17 protein-coding genes are annotated in these 19,209 nt (G+C 63.1%); 4 read left to right on the forward strand and 13 right to left on the reverse strand.

Going from position 1 to position 19,209, the window contains the following annotated elements:
* Window positions 1-83 precede the first annotated feature (83 nt).
* Window positions 84-464: a winged helix-turn-helix transcriptional regulator gene (locus B7E02_RS13495; protein ID WP_245802281.1), complete on the forward strand. Its 381-nt coding sequence runs from the start codon at window positions 84-86 to the stop codon at window positions 462-464.
* 35 nt (window positions 465-499) lie between these two features.
* Here the strand turns inward: B7E02_RS13495 and purT are convergent, their stop codons facing one another.
* The 3 genes from purT to B7E02_RS13510 all read right to left on the reverse strand — a co-directional run bounded on the left by purT (window position 500) and on the right by B7E02_RS13510 (window position 4,761).
* Entirely contained in the window at window positions 500-1,729 is a 1,230-nt protein-coding gene (gene purT / locus B7E02_RS13500; RefSeq protein WP_080796774.1) for a formate-dependent phosphoribosylglycinamide formyltransferase, read from the reverse strand.
* Between the two features lie 188 nt (window positions 1,730-1,917).
* Window positions 1,918-3,279 (reverse strand): MFS transporter, encoded by a 1,362-nt coding sequence (locus B7E02_RS13505; RefSeq protein ID WP_080796951.1) that lies wholly within the window; start codon window positions 3,277-3,279, stop codon window positions 1,918-1,920.
* A 192-nt stretch (window positions 3,280-3,471) separates the two neighbouring features.
* Window positions 3,472-4,761, reverse strand: a complete 1,290-nt coding sequence (locus tag B7E02_RS13510) for an adenylosuccinate synthase (RefSeq protein ID WP_080796775.1) — start codon at window positions 4,759-4,761, stop codon at window positions 3,472-3,474.
* A gap of 121 nt (window positions 4,762-4,882) precedes the next feature.
* Between B7E02_RS13510 and B7E02_RS13515 the strand changes: the two genes are divergently transcribed.
* Window positions 4,883-5,725 carry a hypothetical protein gene (locus B7E02_RS13515; protein WP_080796776.1) on the forward strand — a complete coding sequence of 281 codons (843 nt, stop codon included), beginning with the start codon at window positions 4,883-4,885 and terminating at the stop codon, window positions 5,723-5,725.
* Here the strand turns inward: B7E02_RS13515 and B7E02_RS13520 are convergent.
* The 8 genes from B7E02_RS13520 to B7E02_RS13555 all read right to left on the reverse strand — a co-directional run bounded on the left by B7E02_RS13520 (window position 5,722) and on the right by B7E02_RS13555 (window position 13,671).
* The gene (locus tag B7E02_RS13520) at window positions 5,722-6,894 is read right to left on the reverse strand and encodes an FUSC family protein (protein ID WP_080796777.1); all 1,173 of its coding nucleotides are present in this window, start codon (window positions 6,892-6,894) and stop codon (window positions 5,722-5,724) included. The two genes, B7E02_RS13515 and B7E02_RS13520, sit on opposite strands and share 4 nt — an antisense overlap.
* A gap of 92 nt (window positions 6,895-6,986) precedes the next feature.
* The gene (gene fbaA, locus B7E02_RS13525) at window positions 6,987-8,021 is read right to left on the reverse strand and encodes a class II fructose-bisphosphate aldolase (protein ID WP_080796778.1); all 1,035 of its coding nucleotides are present in this window, start codon (window positions 8,019-8,021) and stop codon (window positions 6,987-6,989) included.
* Between the two features lie 246 nt (window positions 8,022-8,267).
* The gene (locus tag B7E02_RS13530) at window positions 8,268-9,476 is read right to left on the reverse strand and encodes a glycoside hydrolase family 76 protein (RefSeq protein WP_080796779.1); all 1,209 of its coding nucleotides are present in this window, start codon (window positions 9,474-9,476) and stop codon (window positions 8,268-8,270) included.
* Window positions 9,477-9,563: 87 nt separating this feature from the next.
* Window positions 9,564-10,238, reverse strand: a complete 675-nt coding sequence (locus tag B7E02_RS13535) for a TrmH family RNA methyltransferase (RefSeq protein WP_080796780.1) — start codon at window positions 10,236-10,238, stop codon at window positions 9,564-9,566.
* Entirely contained in the window at window positions 10,219-10,773 is a 555-nt protein-coding gene (gene pyrE / locus B7E02_RS13540; protein WP_080796781.1) for an orotate phosphoribosyltransferase, read from the reverse strand. The genes B7E02_RS13535 and pyrE overlap by 20 nt, the downstream gene beginning before the upstream one ends.
* A gap of 66 nt (window positions 10,774-10,839) precedes the next feature.
* Window positions 10,840-12,057: a type III secretion system chaperone family protein gene (locus B7E02_RS13545; RefSeq protein ID WP_080796782.1), complete on the reverse strand. Its 1,218-nt coding sequence runs from the start codon at window positions 12,055-12,057 to the stop codon at window positions 10,840-10,842.
* Window positions 12,058-12,099: 42 nt separating this feature from the next.
* The gene (locus tag B7E02_RS13550) at window positions 12,100-12,924 is read right to left on the reverse strand and encodes a sulfurtransferase (RefSeq protein WP_080796783.1); all 825 of its coding nucleotides are present in this window, start codon (window positions 12,922-12,924) and stop codon (window positions 12,100-12,102) included.
* A gap of 39 nt (window positions 12,925-12,963) precedes the next feature.
* The gene (locus tag B7E02_RS13555; protein ID WP_080796784.1) at window positions 12,964-13,671 is read right to left on the reverse strand and encodes a helix-turn-helix domain-containing protein; all 708 of its coding nucleotides are present in this window, start codon (window positions 13,669-13,671) and stop codon (window positions 12,964-12,966) included.
* Between the two features lie 119 nt (window positions 13,672-13,790).
* Between B7E02_RS13555 and B7E02_RS13560 the strand changes: the two genes are divergently transcribed.
* The gene (locus B7E02_RS13560; protein ID WP_143336819.1) at window positions 13,791-15,158 is read left to right on the forward strand and encodes an MFS transporter; all 1,368 of its coding nucleotides are present in this window, start codon (window positions 13,791-13,793) and stop codon (window positions 15,156-15,158) included.
* A 19-nt stretch (window positions 15,159-15,177) separates the two neighbouring features.
* Here the strand turns inward: B7E02_RS13560 and B7E02_RS13565 are convergent, their stop codons facing one another.
* Both B7E02_RS13565 and B7E02_RS13570 read right to left on the reverse strand, forming a co-directional pair.
* Complete coding sequence (locus tag B7E02_RS13565; RefSeq protein WP_080796786.1) at window positions 15,178-16,104, reverse strand: LysR family transcriptional regulator; 927 nt, start codon at window positions 16,102-16,104, stop codon at window positions 15,178-15,180.
* Window positions 16,105-16,190: 86 nt separating this feature from the next.
* On the reverse strand, window positions 16,191-17,546 hold the full coding sequence (locus B7E02_RS13570; protein WP_080796787.1) for an MFS transporter: 1,356 nt from the start codon (window positions 17,544-17,546) through the stop codon (window positions 16,191-16,193).
* A 381-nt stretch (window positions 17,547-17,927) separates the two neighbouring features.
* On the opposite strand from B7E02_RS13570, the gene B7E02_RS13575 reads away from it, so the two are divergent.
* The gene (locus B7E02_RS13575; RefSeq protein WP_080796788.1) at window positions 17,928-19,202 is read left to right on the forward strand and encodes a flavin-containing monooxygenase; all 1,275 of its coding nucleotides are present in this window, start codon (window positions 17,928-17,930) and stop codon (window positions 19,200-19,202) included.
* Window positions 19,203-19,209 lie beyond the last annotated feature (7 nt).

Here is a 19,209-nt window from a genome sequence, read left to right on the forward strand (position 1 = left end):
CAACAGGGCCGCATCCCGCGGTAATCCCGGCCTTGAACACGCACTTTGATGTTCATTACGAACACGGAAGGAAGCAATACACCTTGTCACCACATTCCGAAGGCACCCCCGGCACCCCCTGCTCCCCCGAGATCCAGTCGATGGTGCGGGACATTCTCGAACGCGTCGCCGACAAATGGTCCATGCTCGTCATCGGCGCCCTCGCCGACGGCCCCAGGCGCTTCACCGCTATACAGGCGGCGATCCCCGGCATCTCGCATCGCATGCTCACCCGGACCCTGCGCACCCTGCACCGCGACGGCATGATCACCCGTACCGCCTACGCGGAGGTGCCGCCGCGGGTGGATTATGAACTGACCGCCCTCGGCCGCACGCTCACCGCACCCGTTGACGCCTTCGTCGGCTGGGTCAATGAGCATCGTGGCGAAATTGAGCACAACCGTGAGACCTTCGACGCCTCCTGAACCTCCGCCGGCCCCGGGTGGTATCCCCCTGCACCCTAGACGTCGAAGACGTTCGACCCGGGGTGGACGGTGATCGCCGCGGCCGCACGGGTGGCCCGCTCACGTGCGATCTCCACATTCTCGGCGGTGGACACCGCGACTCCCATGCGCCTCCTGACGAAGGCCTCAGGTTTGGCGAAGAGCCGCAGATCGGTTTCCTCCACCGAGAGCGCCTCGGCCAGGCCGGTGTAGGTCACGGCGACGGAATCGACGTTTCCGTAGATCACCGCCGAGGCTCCCGGCGACACCAGCGTGACATCGATGGGCAGGCCGAGGATGGCCTTGGCGTGGAGCTCGAACTCCGAGTTCCGCTGGGTGGCCAGTGTGACCAGCCCGGTGTCGTGGGGCCGTGGTGACACCTCGGAGAAGTAGACGTCGTCACCGGATACAAACAGCTCCACACCGAAGACGCCACGTCCGCCCAGGGCGTTGGTGATCCTGGCGGCCACAGAACGCGCGTTATCCAGTGCGCAGTCACTCATCTGCATGGGCTGCCAGGATTCCACATAGTCACCGTCGCGCTGGCGGTGGCCGATGGGTTCGCAGAACCAGGTGGCGGGTTTGGTGGTGCCCGGATCGATGGAACGGACGGTCAGCAGGGTGATCTCATAGTCGAAGTCGACGAACTCCTCCACGATCACCCGCGAGGTGCTCACGCGGGCCCCGCTCATGGCGTACTCCCAGGCAGCCTCCAGATCCTCGGGTCCCCCGACCACGGACTGTCCCTTGCCGGAGGAACTCATCACCGGCTTGACCACGCAGGGAAATCCCAGCAGTCCCGCCGCTACCTCGAATTCCTCGAAGGTGGAACAGAACTCATAGCGCGAGGTGGGCAGTCCCAGCTCCTCCGCCGCGAGCCTGCGGATGCCCTCGCGGTTCATGGTGAGTTTGGCCGCGCGTGCGGTGGGGACGACGGTGGACACCCCCTCCTCCTCGATGGCGAGAAGCTCATCGGTAGCCAGCGCCTCGATCTCGGGCACCACGAAGTCCGGCCTGACCTCCTCGATCAGACTCCGGACCGCGCGGGGATCGGTCATGTCGATGACATGGGCGAAGTGGGCGACCTGATGTGCGGGAGCGTTCTCATAACGGTCCACCGCATGGACCTCCACGCCCAGGCGCTGGAAGGCGATGGCTACCTCCTTCCCGAGCTCACCCGATCCGAGCAGCATCACGGTCGTGGCGTTCGGGGACAGCGGGGTTCCGATATTCTCGGGCACATACATGGGCTTGAGCCTCCTTGCGAGCTGAACATCCTGTTTGTCGTTCGAGTATCCCACGCCTACGCGACCCGCCGTGGTATGAAGCGCTATTTCGCGGTGAACTAGTTTCTCCCGCCCTCCCCGGACAGGAACAAATCCCCACCAGTTGCTCGGTGCAACTGGTGGGGAGAGGTTCAGGGCCGTGCCGGGTTCTAGATCTCGGTGAGATCCTTGTGCATGGTCTCCTTCATCGGGATGATGGCGAAGAGGGAGATCACCGCGACGATGATGAGGTACCAACCCACGGACTGCACACCGAAACTGGCGTTCAACGCGGTGGCGATGAAGGGTGCGATCGCCGCGCCGAGGATCGAGGAGACATTGTAGGAGATGCCGGAGCCGGTGTAGCGGACGTTGGTGGGGAAGAGTTCGGGGAGGACGGAGGACATCGGTCCGAAGATCAGGCCCATCAGGAACATGCCGATGGTCAGGAAGGCCAGGACGGAGCCCTCGGTCGCGGTCGCCGGGTCCAGGAAGAACTTGAAGCACAGACCGAAGATGATGATGGCCACCGTGGTCCAGAGCAGGGTGGGCCTGCGGCCCCTGGTATCAGCCAGACGCCCGGCGAGCGGGATGCCTGCGACGAAGGCGAAGATGGAGATCAGCTGCAGCACCAGGAAGTCGTTGTAGTGGATTCCGAGGCCGATCCCGGCGTCCCTGCTGCCGATTCCATAGGAGAGGATCCAGGTGGTCACCAGGTAGAACATGGTGTAGCACCCGACCATGATGAAGGTTCCCTGGAGCATGGGCAGCTTTGCCGTGCGAAAGGCCTCCTTCAGCGGGGACTCCACCTTCTTGCCGGTGTCCACGGCGGCCTGAAAGACCGGGGTCTCGGTCAGCCGCAGGCGCACATAGAGTCCGATGATGACCATGATCGCCGATGCCAGGAAGGGCAGGCGCCAGCCCCAGGCCATGAAGGCGCCTTCGGGGTCGCCGTTGGTGTGGCCGAGGGCGGTGACCAGGATCAGGAAGAAGCCGTTGGCGATGAAGAAGCCGAAGGGAGCGCCGAGCTGGGGCCACATCGCGGCACGGGCACGCTTGCCGTCCGCCGCTGTCTCAGAGGCCAGCAGTGCGGCACCCGACCATTCGCCACCGAGCCCGAGGCCCTGGCAGAACCGCATGAGCGCGAGCAGGGCGGGGGCCGCGATTCCGACCTGCGCGTAGGTGGGCAGGCAACCGATGATGAAGGTGGCCACGCCCATGGTCAGCAGCGCACCGATCAGGGTGGCCTTCCGCCCGACGCGGTCACCGAAATGGCCGAAGATGATCGAGCCCAGGGGCCTGGCCACGAAGGCCAGCCCGAAGGTGGCGAAGGAGGACAGCAGCCCGATGGTGGGGTTGTCCGACTTCGGGAAGAAAAGGAAGGGGAAGACCGCCACTGCCGCGGTGGCGTAGACGTAGAAATCGTAGAACTCGATCGTCGTGCCGATGGTGGAGGCAAATGCCACGCGGCGACGATCCCTGTGTGTCAGTTCGGGTGTGGAGTTTTGTGGCCGGTCAACGGTGGTCGACATGAAATCCACCTTTCTCCTATCTCATCGGAAGTTATGAATCAACGATAGGCTCCCACCCTGTGAGATTACAAGTCGGTGTTTGGAGACCTCAATCTCATTAGGTGAGACTTGTTTTCCGAAGTTGTCCGCAACCCACACAAACGGAAACGCCCCAACCAGAGGTTGGGGCGGGAAACGGGGGCGTCGAGAAGCTCAGTCGGCCATAACGTCGTGGAGCACGATCGTCTGGTCGCGGCCGGGACCGACACCGATGTAGGAGAAGCGCGCACCCGAGAGCTCCTCGAGGCGGCGGACATAGTCCTGCGCCTTCTGCGGCAGCTCCCCGAAGGAGGTGCAGCCGGTGATGTCCTCGTCCCAGGCCGGCATCGTCTCAAAGATCGGGACGGCGTGGTGGAACTCCGACTGGGTCATGGGCATCTCATCATGCCGAACACCGTCGACGTCATAGGCAACGCAGATCGGGATCTCGCCGATGCCGGTGAGCACGTCGAGTTTGGTCAGGAAGTAGTCGGTGAAACCGTTGACGCGGGAGGCGTAGCGGGCGATCACGGAATCGTACCAGCCGCAGCGACGCTTCCGGCCGGTGTTCACACCCACCTCGCCGCCGACTGTCTGCAGGTACTCACCCCACTTGTCAAAGAGCTCCGTCGGGAAGGGACCCGCACCCACCCTGGTGGTGTAGGCCTTGATGATACCCAGGCTCGAGGTGATCCTCGTCGGACCGACCCCCGATCCCACGCAGGCGCCACCGGCCGTGGGATTGGAGGATGTGACAAAGGGATAGGTGCCGTGGTCCACATCGAGCATGGTGGCCTGGCCGCCCTCCATAAGCACATGTTCGCCCCTGTCAAGCGCCTGGTTGAGCACCAGCTCGGCATCGATCATCATCGGGCGCAGCCGCTCGGCGAAACCGAGGAAGTACTCAACGATCTCCTCGGCGATGATGGCGTTGCGGTTGTACATCTTGACCAGAGTCTGGTTCTTCACATCGAGGGCGGAATCGATCTTCTGGCGCAGAATGGATTCATCGAAGATGTCCTGCACCCGGATGCCCACGCGGGAGACCTTGTCGGCGTATGCCGGCCCGATTCCACGGCCCGTGGTTCCGATCGCCCGCTTGCCCAGGAAGCGCTCCTGCACCCTGTCCAGCACCTGGTGATACGGTGCGACGAGATGGGCGTTCGCGGAGATCCGCAGCCGGGAGGCATCGGCGCCGCGGGCCTCGAGGCCATCGATCTCCTCGAACAGTGCCTCGAGGTTGATCACCACACCGTTGCCCAGGATCGGAACCGCGTTCTCGGAGAGCACGCCGGCGGGAAGGAGCTTGAGCTCGTACTTCTCGCCGCCGACAACGACGGTGTGCCCGGCGTTGTTTCCGCCGTTGGGTTTGACCACGTAATCGACGAGCCCGCCGAGAATATCCGTGGCCTTACCCTTGCCTTCATCGCCCCATTGGGCGCCGACGATCACGATTGCAGCCATTGGTTTTCCGTCACATCCGATCCATGAATTTGGACACGCGCGCATTCACGCACGCAAGACGTTTCTTCATATTACTAGCCGCCGGGCGGTTTGCTGGCATTGGAATACTAGGATTATCCGCATGCGTCTCGTGGTTCTCCGTTGTCAGGCACCGACATTCACTGATTTCTCCGGTGCCCCCACACCGCCGGAGATCCACGATCTGCCCGCGGTGCCCGGCCGCCGCGATCTCCGGATGCTCGATGACGCCTGCTTCGATGTTCTGCCCGTCGACCCCACGCCCTCACTCGATGAGATAACCAGGCAGCCCGAGGTCGCGCATCTGGCGCAACCCCGTCCCGCCCCGCAGCGCCCCGGGCAGCGGCTGCGGATCGTGGTCATCGGTTCCGATGCCGCCCTCTCCGCCGTACTCACCCGCCTGATGCGCGCGGACAACCTCTGGGCCGAGGTCGGCTACGTCCCCCTTGACCCCGCGTCACCGGCGGCTCGGAACTGGGATCTGCCCGCACAAACCGGTGCGGCGCTGCAGCTGGCACTCAACGGCGGCATCCGACCGGTGCCGGTGATCCGCGATGACGCCGCGGTGGTTGTCGCAGGTTCCGCGGGCATCACCGACTGGGAGGCGGAGGAGATCACCGCGGAGATCATCATCGACGATCACGTTCTCCTGCGTCACGCGGCCACGGAGTCGACCCCGCGGCACCGTATCGTGGGAGCCCGCCTGGTGCCCATGCTCGATGCCCCCGGAATCGTCGCGGTGCGCGTGGAGGAACGGCAACGCCTGTTCGGGCGGAGCAGGCGGGAGCTGCCCGCAGAAAGCTTGTCGACGGGCCGGGCGCTGCAGGCCGGCGGCCCCGCACTCAGGGTGACCGTGGACGGGATCTCAAGAAAGCGTCCCGTCGAACGCGTCACCTTCTACCGGCACCTGCGCGACCTCCAGATGGTGCGCGGGCAAGCGGACTAATCCGCCTCCTCGTGCCACACCTCCGGCGGATAGGCGGGGGTGTGGGAGGTGGGTACGAGCACGGAGACGGCGGACTCCCTCGACATGCCGCAGATCTGCAAGAGATCGACGATGATCGAGCGCGACTGCGCCAGAATGACCTGGGCGGAGAGCACCCGCCCCTGTGCCACCTCCACGCCCACCTGCGCACCCAGGAGCCTCAACCGGCGCACGAGCTCCGGGATCTCGATGGCCTCGCTGACCTCCTTGTGCCGTTCATAAAGTTCGGAGAGGCTCAGCGCCACCGAGGCCAGCTCCTCGATGATCTCCACCTGCCGCTCGCTCACCTCGTCGCCGTCCTCGGTGAGCACGAAGGCGCGCCTGGCCAGCACGCGAACATTGCGGATCATGTTGTCCACGGGGCTGAGAATCCGGAACAGCGAGCGGATCCTGCTGCGGTTACCCCACAGGAAGGGTGAGAGCGTGATCATCTCCTTGCCGGAGGAGGCGGCGGTGTTGAGTTTGTCAACGTCGGCCTGGGTCTTTCGGACCGCATCCAGTGCCACCCCGAGCGCCTTGGCGTCCTTGGCACGCAGGGCGTCGGCGACGTCGTAGAGCACGCCGGAGGCGATGCCGAGGAGGTTTGCCACCTGGATCCGCCCGGCGCGCAGCGGCGAGGTGGGGATCAGCGCGGTGACGAGGATTCCCACCACACCACCGATAAAGGCGTCAATCATCCGGTCGAAGCCGGCGCTCTCCCCCGGCGGCATGATGGTGGCGATCAGAATTCCACCGATCGCCATCTGATTGCTCACCAGTGGCGCCTTCGACAGGAAGGAGGCGACGGTGAGCGCGGCGGCGATCACCACGAACATCTGCCAGTGTCCCGTCCCGATCTGCAGGACCACCAGGTCCCCCACCCCGACGCCGACCGCGCAACCGAAGGTGAGTTCGGTCGCCCGTTTGATGCGGTCGCCTCCGGAGAGACCGAGGATGATCACCGCCGAGATCGGAGCGAAGAAGGGCTGCGGGTGCCCGGCGATCTCAACGGCGAACCAATAGGCGATGCCGGCGCCCAGGGCCGACTGCAGAATGAACAGTGCCCTCGCACGCACCCGCAGAACCCTGTTGCGCAGCGAACTGTCGATCTCCGAGAGCCGGGCGAGCGTCCCGAGTTTCTTCTTGGCCATGTCCCCAACATTAGCGATACTCCCGCGAACGGGAACAACCCCGACCGGGGCGTACATCTCCCGGTCGGGGCTGCGTCGTTTCGCCTGGCGGACTACTTGGCGGTGGAGGTACCCACCGAGTGCAGATCCTGGCAGGCCTCTACGACACGGGCGGCCATTCCCTGCTCCGCCTTCTTCATGTAGGAGCGGGGATCGTAGGCCTTCTTGTTGCCCACCTCGCCGTCGACCTTGAGAACTCCCTCGTAGTTCTCAAACATGTGACCGACGATCGGACGGGTGAACGCGTACTGGGTGTCGGTGTCGACGTTCATCTTGATGACACCGTAGCCCAGCGCCTCCTCGATCTTCGCCTTCTCCGAGCCGGAGCCACCGTGGAACACGAAGTCGAAGGGCAGTGCGTCATCGGGGAGTCCGAGCTTCTTGCGGGCGACCTGCTGGCCCTCGAGCAGGACCTCGGGACGCAGCTTCACGTTGCCGGGCTTGTACACACCGTGGACATTGCCGAAGGTGGCTGCCAGCAGGTAGCGGCCCTTCTCTCCGGTACCGATGGCGTCGATGGTCTTCTCGAAATCCTCGGCGGAGGTGTACAGGTTCGCGCCGTGCTTCGCCTCGACGCCGTCCTCCTCACCACCGACAACTCCGATCTCAACTTCGAGGATGATGTTGGCGGCCTTCGCCTTGGCCAGGAGCTCCTGGGCGATGACGAGGTTCTCGTCGATCGGAATGGCCGAACCATCCCACATGTGCGACTGGAAGAGCGGCAGTTCACCGCGGTCCACGCGCTCCTGGGAGATGGCGATCAGCGGGCGGACGTACTCATCGAGCACCTCCTTCTGGCAGTGGTCGGTGTGCAGGGCGACGTTGATGCCGTAGCTCTTGGCCGCCTCATGTGCGAAGGCGGCGAGCGCGACCGCACCCTTGACCTTGTTCTTCACCGCCAGGCCGGAGCCGAACTCCGCGCCACCGGTGGAGAACTGGATGATTCCGTCGGATTCCGCATCGGCGAAACCCTTGAGAGCTGCGTTGATCGTCTCGGAAGAGGTGCAGTTGATCGCCGGGTAGGCGAATCCGCCCGCCTTGGCGCGGTCGAGCATCTCGTTGTAGACCTCGGGAGTTGCGATTGGCATAGAGTGTCTCCTCCATCAGGTGAGCCGTCAAAAGACATGTTCATGAAAGTTTTCGCGCGGCCACTAGTGTGGCTGCGTGTACGCACCGCCAATCCCCCATGCGAAAGTGTCCGATTGTTTCCGAATGGACACGATATGTGGTTCTGGCGACTGCCTACTGCCAATTATGCCTGCCCGACGCGAGTTTTGCCGTGTGTTGTTTCATTCCCCACATTTCCCGGCCAAAACCGCAGTTCGCGCAGGCGCCTAAGTGGTGGCAGAGGCCGTTTTCTCATTCTCGTGCCCCGCCACCCTCGCCGCAGCTTCCATCAGCATCCATCCGGAGAGCTGTACCGAGAGATCGCGTTCATCCACACGGACGACGCTGACGATCTCGTTCAAACCGGAAGATCCGAGTCCGAAATTCTGCGGTAAACGGGCATCCGAGGTCCAGTCGGTGGCGAAGATCGGTAGACCATCCACCTCGAGCCGGTGCGCCCACACGCTTTCCGCGGAGTCGAGCACCATCCTGGCGGCCAGACGTTTGGTCCGCTTGTTCGCCGCGGAATCATCGGGGAGGCGGACCGCGACATCCGCCAGGTACCTGACGAGGATCCCCTTGAACAGTCCGCCGTCACCGTCGCCGGTATCCCAGTCGATGACGTTGTTCCTGTTCGCCATCCGCCGGTGCACCGCCTCGACCAGTGAGCGGATGTGGGAGATGAAACGCATCGAGTCCTCGGCGATATCGGCATCGCGGACACTGTCCACGTTGGTCGAGGAGACCCCGGAGCGTTCCCGCAGCTTCAGGGCGATCTCCAGGCACGCGCCCAGGGCGACACCCTGGCAGTAGGGATGGATGTTTCTTACCAGGTCGGGACCGTGCATGCGCATCCGCAGCCCATCCATGACCAACCCGTCATCGTCTATGAGGTTGTCAAAGATCCAGTCGGTGATGGCGATGGCCTGGTCGAGCCGGCCGGTGCGTGCCATCATGATGGCCGCGGGACCGTTGGAGGGAACATTGTAGAAGGTCTCACCCGACCGCCAGGGCAGCACACCGGTCAGGGAATCTATCCCCCCGATGATGTTGAACTCGAGTGCCTGAAGTGATTTCGGCGCGCGAACCTTGCGCACCTTGTCGGCCCTTCCCAACGCCAGCGCCAACCAGGCCTTGTCGTCGAAGTACTTGTTGGAGGTCAGCTTCTTGATGTTGCGCAGCGCAATGCCGCGAATGGTGTAGCGGATACGTTCCCTGCGGGCCTTGGTGGTTCGCCTGTTGGCGGCGTCGACAAGGCAATCGAGGTAGTGCGCCTGCCACCAGTAGTGCCACCGTACGAACAGCTTTTCCTTGGTGTTGGCCGGCCACGCCACGAGCCCCAGATTGCTTCGGGGCAGGCCCCAGACACGAGCGCCGTGGCGCTCATTGATGGCTGATTCAGCGAGATCAGCGCGGTTGACCCATTTATCTAACACGTATAATTTTCTTCACTCCGGTGGGACTGCCCAGTCTGTGGATGCTGCTAGGAAGTATAACGAAAATGTATCCGGTGGGCAGTATGTTCACCATGCCGTCCCCGGATCCGCGTGCTCACGGATCCATGCATGCATGGCGATACCGGCGGCAACCCCGGCGTTTATGGAACGCGTCGATCCGTACTGCGCGATGGAGCAGGTCATCAGGGCCCCTCGCCGTGCCGCTTCGGTGACTCCGGGGCCCTCCTGGCCGAAGAGCAGCAGGCACCGCTCGGGCAGCGCGGTCGACTCCAGGGGCACCGAACCGGGGGTGTTGTCGATGGCCACCACGTCCAGGTCCCTGGCCCGCGCCCAGGACAGCAGTGAGTCGACGTCCGGGTGGTGGAGGAGATGCTGATATCGGTCGGTGACCATCGCGCCGCGACGGTTCCACCGCCGCCTGCCGACAATGTGGACGGTATCCACCGCGAAGGCGTTCGCCGTACGCACCACCGTGCCGATATTGGCGTCATTCTCGAAGTTCTCAATGGCCACGTGCAGCGGATGCCTGCGGGTATCAATGTCCGCGACGATCGCCTCCCTGCGCCAGTAGCGGTAGGCGTCGACGACGTTTCGACGGTCACCACCGTCGAGCAGCTCGGGGTCGAACCGCGCATCGGTGGGCCGGGGCGCAGCGGGGTGCTCCAGCTCCCACGGGCCGGTTCCCACCCGGGATTCACCCCATTCGGTTGGACCCGGCGCGCTATCCGAGGTCAAGGTCATCGAGTCCGAGGAGGAACCGGTAGGGCAGGCCCTCAGCCGCGATGACCCGATCCGCACCGGTGTCACGGTCCACCACGGTGGCCACTCCCACAACCTCCGCGCCAGCCTCCCTGAGTGCCGCGACCGCGGTCAGGGGGGAGTTTCCGGTGGTTGTGGTGTCCTCGACGACAAGCACCCTGCGGCCCACCACGCTGGGGCCCTCGATGCGGCGCTGCATTCCGTGCTTCTTGGCCTCCTTGCGGACAACGAAGGCGTTGATCTCGGGGCCGTCGGCGTGCATGACGGCGGTGGCCACGGGATCCGCGCCCAGGGTCAACCCACCGACGGCGTCAAAGTCCCAGTCGGCGGTTGCCTGGCGCAGCAGCTTTCCTATGAGCCTGGAGGCGCGGGCGTGCAGGGTGGCGCGGCGGACATCGATGTAGTAATCGGCCTTCGCTCCGGAGGACAGGGTGACCTCGCCGTGAACCACCGCGAGTTCCTTGATCAGTTCGGCCAGTTCAGCGCGCAGCTGCGCGTCAACTTCAGGGGTAGACATGGACGAAGGTCCCTCCTCGAGATTGTTATGGGGTGCTGCACTCAGCATAGAACTCGGCCCGGTAGTTCAGGATTCCGGTTCCTGTATTTCCGGCGGGGTCGATGAATCCTCGAAGATTCTCGAACCCCCGTTGAGATCACGGATGATCCGCGTTCCGTTGTAGTCATCGGGTCGGGACGGGGTGCCGTCGGCGATCGAGTCCACATCATCGGCCCCGAGTTCCCTCGGTTCCACGACCCCGCGGCTCTCCGGGTGGGTGCGGGAGTCCGGCCTGATCACCAGGGGCTGGGTGAGATCCTCCTCGTGCGGCGCGGGTCTGTCCGGGGTACGCTCCGGCGCCGGGGGTTGGATGCGGGTCGGTTCGATGAGGGCGAGGTCGAGCCTGCGCGCCGTGCCGTTGCGCGGTGGCAGGGTAAAGGAAGAGTCCACCAGCAGTGCCAGCGGTTCGATCATCGCATCCCATGCCTCCGCGGTGCTCGAGCGCACCGTCTCCGCCAGCACCCAGTCGGATTCCATCCACACAGCGGTCACCGCCTCCGGCATCGCGTCCAGTGCCGCCCTCACGCGCTCGTCCACCAAACGCCCGGCCACCCCGGCGTCGTTGCTGAGCAGGCGGAAGCCGGAAACCTCCCCCACCTCGAGCAGATCCTCCGATTCCTCGACGGACTCACCGCCCCGCCTGAGATCAACGACCACGTCCGAGGCCGGGCCGCGGCGCATGGCCATCACCGGGACTCCGGCGAGATCGACGAGATGGGTCTCATAGCCCACGGCCATGCCGCTGACCACGTCACGGGCCGCAGCGCCGGCGGCGGCCGCACCACGTGTCCACTCGTCGTTGAGGAAGGCATCCTCCCTGATGAAGTCGAAGCCATGGCGGGTGGCCCAGTGTTTGCGCTCACGGCGTTGACCGCCGCGCAGGGAATGCAGGAATGATCCCTTTTCCGTGGGTGTCTCCTCCTGCGCGGGCTCGGTATCCGCTTCGCTCTCCGCCTCGACCTCCACCTCGCCGACCTCGATCTCGGCCTCGCGGACATTCGGGACCTCGATGAGCTCCGCCTCCGCCTCGACATCGAGCTCCTCGGCGGGATCCTCGTAGACGGCCCCCGACTGCTCAACGGTGGCGTCCGTGCGCAGAGCCGGCGGCTCGACGCCGTCGGCCACGGACTCCGGCGGCCCCGGAACGGGGTCGGCGGATGAGGCGCGCCTGTGCGAATCGGCGCGCCAGAGCGCTATGCCTGCCGCGAGAATGAGTGCGGCGATGATCAACACCAGTGCTTCCATCACACAACACACCTTAGCGGCAGCTGGATGGAATCCGGGGGTTTAGCGTTCGACGGGATTGCGCGGATCGGCGCTCCACTGCGACCAGCCGTTGAGGTAGTGCGCGGCCCCGCCGAGTCCGGCGATCTCCATCGCCGCCAGGACCTGCGCGGAGTGATTGCCCGAACCTGAGTAGACGATAACGCCCTCACCGCCGGTGATACCCGCGTCTGCGAAGATCGACCGGAGCTGCTCGGGGGTCCTGAAGGTGAGGTCGGGATTCAACATCGACCTGGCCGGGATGTTGAGGGCGCCGGGAATGTGCCCCGCCTTGAGGTCGAGGTGCTCGCGGCGGCCGGCGAATCGCTCGGCGTCGCGGGCGTCGATGAGCAGTCCACGGTGCGCCTTGACATCATCGATGGTGGCGGTGGGCAGCTGACCCGGGTTGGGGCGCACATTGCAAAAGTGCGGGAAATTGCCGGGGCCGCCCGCGTGGCCGTGCCGTTCCTCCTCCCATCTGCGCATACCGCCGTCAAGGATCCGGACCCCGGGGATGCCCGCCCAGCGCAGAATCCACCAGGCCCGCGCTGCGTAGAGGCCCCGACCCTCGTCATAGACCACGACCTCCCTGTCGGTGTTCAGACCCCAACGACGGAAGGAGGATTCCAGGCTGGCGATGCTGGGCAGGGGGTTGCGTCCCTCCGAGCTGCTGGGGATGCCCGAGAGCGAGGACGCGGGATCACAGAAGAGGGAGGTGGGAATGTGCTCGGAACGGAAGAGGGTGAGACCTGCGCCTTCTATGGGCGCCCAGAAGGAGGCCAGTACGGTCAGCTTCCTGCCTGCGTGAATCGATTCTGCTAGATGGGCTGGGGACATCGTGACGCTCATAGTCCGAAACTCTATGCGCAAGTTGGTGATCGCGCAGTTTTACCTCCACCCGCCGGTGAGGATCTCCGCCTCCTCGTACATTCCCAGGCTGTGGAGATCAATGACCAGTTGAACCGGAGCGACGAAGAAGAGGTTTCCCCGACCATAGTGCCCGCTCAACTCGGTGGCAGCCGCCGGCAAAACGATCAGGTCCGCCTCTGCCGCGGTGTCCACCCGCTCTCCGAAGTCGTGCTTGTCGACGCCCCCGCCCGCATGCCACAGCACCGTCGTGCCCTCGACGTAGCGCCCCAGCGTCAGGGCGGCCGCGGCCGCCCCGGAGAGTGCCCACGGCCCGGAGTGGGCGTCGATAAGCTCAAGTCCACGCAGGTCACCGCGATAGAAGCGGGCGCCGGCGCGGTGTGCAATGCCCTGCACAATACCGGCCTCGGAGACCAGCGTGAGCGGGTCGTCTATGCCCCAGCGCCCGAAGCGGTCCAGCCATTCCACCACGGCCTGATCATTGGGGTCCTCGGGCACCGAATCATCGATCAGGGTGCGTGCCGCCGCCGCGGCGTAGGGATCGCTCGCCTGGCCCGCGGTGACGGTGATATCGAGTCCGAGTGCCAGGGCCACCTCCCGCAGGGTGGACAGCGTCGGTTCGCTGGTGCCGTCCCCCACCCGCTTGAGCGTGGAACGCGAAACCCCCGACCGCCGCGAAATCCGGGTCGGTTGCTCCGCCGCCAGGGCAATCAGTTCCTCGATCTTCACGTTCTCACATGCTAGTCCGCCGGACACCACCCACCGGACGGGGGTGGTGCAGTGACGGCATTCACGGTAGTTTCATCTGGCGTACCATTCTCGTTCCTCTCCCCGACCAAGGAGACCCCCTGAAGCAGTTTCACCGGATTCTGATCAATACCCTGATCGCGAACGTGACCACGGGTTTCCTTTTCTTTGCGCTGACCTTCTGGATCTACCTGCAGACCAGGAATGTCGCCCTCAGCGGCATCATTTCGGGAACCTACATGGCGCTCATCGCAATCGGCTCCGTCTTCTTCGGCACCGTGGTCGACCACAACCGCAAGAAGAACGTCATGGTGGCAGCGGCGGTGAGCACGCTGACCTGCTATGTTCTGGCCGCAGTGGTCTGGGTGCTGTGGGTCGACGAAAACGGCGCGAGCATTTCCGATCCCGGTCTCTGGTTGTTCATCATCCTGATCACCTGCGGATCCGTGGTTGAACAGATGCGCAATATCGCATTATCCACGATCGTGACCCTCATGGTGCCCGAGGAGGGCCGCGACAAGGCCAACGGCCTCGTCGGTTCCGTGCAGGGTGTGGCCTTCATGGTCACCAGCATCATTGCGGGAATGGCCATAGGATTCATCGGCATGGGTCCGACCCTTTGGATATGCCTGGCGCTCACCGTCATCGCACTGATCCATCTGATGCCGATCAGGATCGAGGAGCATGAGGTGGTGGTCGGCACGGCGGTGAAGGAGCCGGGCGCCCTGCCGGTTCCGGATCTGGGAGTGGTGTCGCGGGGCATGGATCTCAGGGGATCGCTGAGGATCATCATGTCGGTTCCGGGACTGCTCGCCCTGATCCTGTTCTCCTGCTTCAACAACCTCATCGGCGGGGTGTACTCCGCGCTCATGGATCCCTACGGCCTTGAACTGTTCAGCCCGCAGCTGTGGGGAATAGTCCTGGGGGTGACCGGTCTGGGTTTCGTCGCCGGTGGGGCGATCGTGGCCAAGACCGGCCTGGGAGCCAACCCCGTCAGGACACTGCTACTGGTCAACCTCGGCGTGGCGCTCCTCGGCATGGTCTTCGGCATCCGGGAATGGTGGTGGCTCTTTGTGCTCGGCATCTTCCTGTTCATGCTGACCATTCCCGCCGCGGAGGCGGCCGAGCAGACGATCCTGCAGCGGGTGGTTCCCTTCCGCCAACAGGGTCGCGTCTTCGGTCTGGCCATGGCAGTGGAGATGGCGGCGAATCCGCTGTCCACCTTCATCATCGCGATACTCGCCCAGGCCTATGTCATCCCGTGGATGGCCGGCGCGGGGGCGGACACCATAGGCGGCACGATCCTCGGCGAGGGTTCAACCCGGGGAATGGCACTGATGTTCGTCATTTCCGGGTTCATCATGCTGGTGGTGGTTCTCCTCGCGCTTCGCTCGCGCCCGTACCGCAGGCTGAGCGAGTACTACGCCAACACGAGCCAGGATCTCGCGGGCGGAGAGGGCGGGCGTTGATCCACGGGAGGTCCCGCGATTATCCTCTCAGCTCATTTGCCTTGCCCGTGAGGATTCTCGTGGCGGTGGTCAGAAAAGCTTCGCCTCTGCGCGTCAGCCCGCCGTGCTGAGGAAACAGGGCGACTACGTCGAGCTCCTGATGGTTTCCCTCCAGGGACAGAGCACTGTATTCCAGTCCGTCATAGTCAACCGTTCGCCCGGGACGCTGCGTGAGAAGGGAATAACCGATGCCCCGGGCAACCAGTCCCCTGGCCACCTCGAAGTTGGTTGTTCGGTACTTGATCCTCGGAACCAGTCCCTCGGCGTCGAACAGGGAGAGGAAGTACTTGTCAGCAGGCTCAAGGCCAAACAGTATGAATGGTTCGTCCTTCAGCTCCGCCAGAGAAACCGAGGTCGACGATGCCCGCTCCATTGAGGGCGGAACAAGCACGTAGGGAGGGAAACCCGCCAGTTTCACCGGTAGGCCGATTCTTGATAGATCCTCGGTGAAGGCGTAGTCGTACAACACCACCACATCGGCATTGCCGAGTTCAAGATCCTCGATGACCGTGCTTCTTGAGCCTTCGGAAAACTGGACCTCGACATCCGGATACTCCTCGGCGAACGCAGCGACCAGCCCCGGAATTAGTGCGGGGGCGAGAGTGGAGTAGCAGGAGACCCTGAGCGTACCGGTGAGTTCATCAGTCCACCGTGCGGCTTCCCGCTCGAGCTCAGCGGCATCCCGGAGCAGGTGGCGAGCCCGGTTCAGTGCCTTTCGCCCCTCCCTCGAAAGGCTCAAACCACGGGGATGCCGCAGGAACAACTTGATATTCAGGGACTTCTCGAGATCGGCAATCGAGTTGGATACCGCGGATTGCGAGATGAACAGCTTCTGCGAAGCCGCCGTCACCGTACCGCATTCAGCAACGGCGATGAAGTACTCCAATTGCCTCAGCGTCACAGCCATTCAGTTCCTCGATTCCCTGGTCCATCAACTTCGCCGACAGAAGGAGGCGGAGGCCTCACTGTCCCCGATCCTTGTTCCTGATCAGCCTAGATCGCTGCGACCCGTGGAGGTGAATCCCGATGGGCGACATCGAGATCTGAATCCCTGAGCAGTTCAATTCCCCTGGTCTCAGGAATGGTGTACACGGTGGCCAATCCGACCAGTGCCACCACAATGAGCGTGAACGCCGGGACCATCTCGTTTCCGGTCGAGGATATCAACCAGGTATTGAAGTAGGGCAGTGTTCCCGCGAAGAAGGCGCCCGCCACGCTGTATGCCATGGACAATCCACTCTGACGGGTTCGCGTGGGGAAGAGCTCTGCGACGGTTGCCGCGTGTGTCCCCAGGATCAGCGCAAGGATCGCCGACAGGGCGAAGGTGGACAGGAATCCCGCCATCTGAGATCCCGTGTTCATGTAGACGAACAGCGGGTAGGACATCAGCGCGAGGAGCCCACCGGCAACCAGGAGAACCGGCTTCCTACCGAGACGGTCCGAGGCCAGGCCGGACAGCGGAATGATGACCACCGCGGTCAGAGACGCGACCGTGGACAGCAACGCAGCCTGCCCACCTGTGAGACCCACAATCTGCTCCTGATAGGTGATGAGATAGACGAGGACCACATAAAAGGTGCAGTTCATGAAAATCTCGATGCCGACCGTCTGGAAGAACTGTTTGCTGTTCTTCTGAAACACCTCCCTGATGGGAGCCTCGGCGACCGCGCCCATCTCCTGGAGCTGCCGGTATTCCGGTGTGTCCTCGATCCGTGAACGAATGTACAGGCCGACCAATGCGAGCGGAACGGTGATCAGGAAGGGAAGCCTCCAGGCCCATGCCTCGATCTGTGCCTGATCGAAAACGGCGAACATCACCGAGACGAGAATCGAGGCGAGAAGGAAGCCGAGTACGGATCCGAACTCGATCCAGGAACACCCGAATCCTCTTTTCCTCGGAGGGGAGTACTCCGCGAGGAACGCGGCTGCGGAGCCGAACTCCCCGCCAGCTGCGATCCCCTGAATGATTCTGGCGATCACCAGCAACACCGGCGCCCAGATTCCAATTGATTCATAGGAGGGGATGATTCCCAGCAGAAGGGTGCCTGCCGCCATGGTAACGATCACGATTGAAAGTGTCTTCTTGCGCCCGAGTGTGTCCCCCAGGTGACCAAAGATCAACGAACCCAGTGGCCTTACGAAGAAGGCGATCGCGAATACTGCAAAAACCGACAACAATGCCGCTGTTTCATCCTGCTGTGGGAAAAACACGTGAGAAATCGTCGTAGCCATGTACGCATATACGGCCCAATCGAACCAATGAACGAGTACACCGATAGCCCCGGCAACTATGTTCTTCTTCAGCCCCTTCTCCGAAACAGGCGAAGACCCTACTTCACGCTCAGTCATTTTCCCTCCTGGGGTTTGATGGAATTTTTCAAGCCGGAACTTGTGCTAGTTACGTTAGGACCTTGGAAGTGTGATCACCATTACTCAATTTCAATAGACCTATCGAATTTTCCGAAACCGTGAGGTCAAGATCACATATACGACCTTCCCGCAGGTCAAGGAATCGCGGTGGATGAACCGCGAAGAGACGCGACGTCGGGGATTGGCCGATCACGGAAGAACACCGCGAGCTGTGTTCAATCAGTTTTTCCCATAACGCTTTCACTTTTAAGTATTTGATAAACGAATCCAACCGTTCAAAACTATTGACCATCAGCCGGCCGCGCCCGATTGCGACGACTGAACAACCAATCACATCCACCCGACAGGAGTAACGCAATTATGTTCGATGAATCGACAGAGGTCGTTGTCGTGGGAGGTGGGCAGGCCGGTATCGCAATGAGCGAGCACCTGACGAATGCCGGGATCTCCCACATCGTCTGTGAAAAGGACCGGATCGCTGAACGCTGGCGAACCGGCAGGTGGGACTCGCTGGTGGCCAATGGACCCGCATGGCACGACCGGTTCCCCAGCCTGGAGTTCAGCAACGTCGACCAGGATGGGTTCGCAGGCAAGGACCAGGTGGCGCAGTACATGGAAGACTACGCCGCATTGATCAACGCACCTATCCGTTGCGGGGTGGAGGTCCGCGCGGTGACCCCGTTGGTATCCGAGGACGGATTCAGGGTTGACACGAGCAATGGAACCATCCATGCGGGGAGCATCGTCGTCGCGACCGGCCCGTTTCAGACTCCCGTTATTCCACCCGTGGTCCCCGAGTCTCCGCGGATTTTCCAGATGCATTCAAGTTCCTACCGCAACCCTGAGGAGCTGCCCCCGGGAAACATCCTTGTCGTGGGTGCGGGTTCCTCAGGTGTGCAGATTGCATCGGAGATTCAGGAGAGCGGGAGAAGGACCTATCTTGCGGTCGGACCGCATGAGCGCCCTCCCAGGTCATACCGGGGCCGCGACTTCGTGTGGTGGCTGGGGGTGCTCAAGAAGTGGGAGCAGAACACACCTCCGACGGGAGCGGAGCACGTAACAATCGCGGTCAGCGGGGCCGATGGTGGCAAGACCATCGATTTCCGGAATCTGGCTTCCTCGGGAATTACTCTCCTCGGTCGGGCCGGTGGTTACGGCGATGGCATCCTCCGCTTCGACGACGATCTGGAGCAAAACATTCGCAACGGCGATGCCAACTATCTCGCACTCCTCCGCGAGGCGGATGACTACGTCCTTCGGACGGGAATCGACCTTCCCACCGAATCCGAGGCCCACCAACTCGGCCCACTTCCGGACAGCGTCACCTCACCGATTCGGGAGCTGAACCTGGATAAGGAGAACATCACCACCATCATCTGGGCCACGGGCTTCGGAGTCGACTACAGCTGGTTGAAGGTTGACGGTTTCGACTCAGGGAAGCACCCGGTCCATCAAAGGGGGGTCTCATCCGTGCCGGGGGTCTACTTCATTGGTCTCCCCTGGCAGACCCGACGCGGATCCAGCTTCATCTGGGGAGTCTGGCACGACGCGAAGTACATCACTGACCAGATTGCAATTCAGCGGAACTATCTCCAATACCGTCCATCAACCTCGGTGGACCACATCTCACTTTGAACACCCG

The sequence above is a fragment of the Corynebacterium pacaense genome (assembly GCF_900169525.1).
In the GTDB taxonomy this organism is placed as follows: Bacteria; Actinomycetota; Actinomycetes; order Mycobacteriales; family Mycobacteriaceae; genus Corynebacterium; species Corynebacterium pacaense.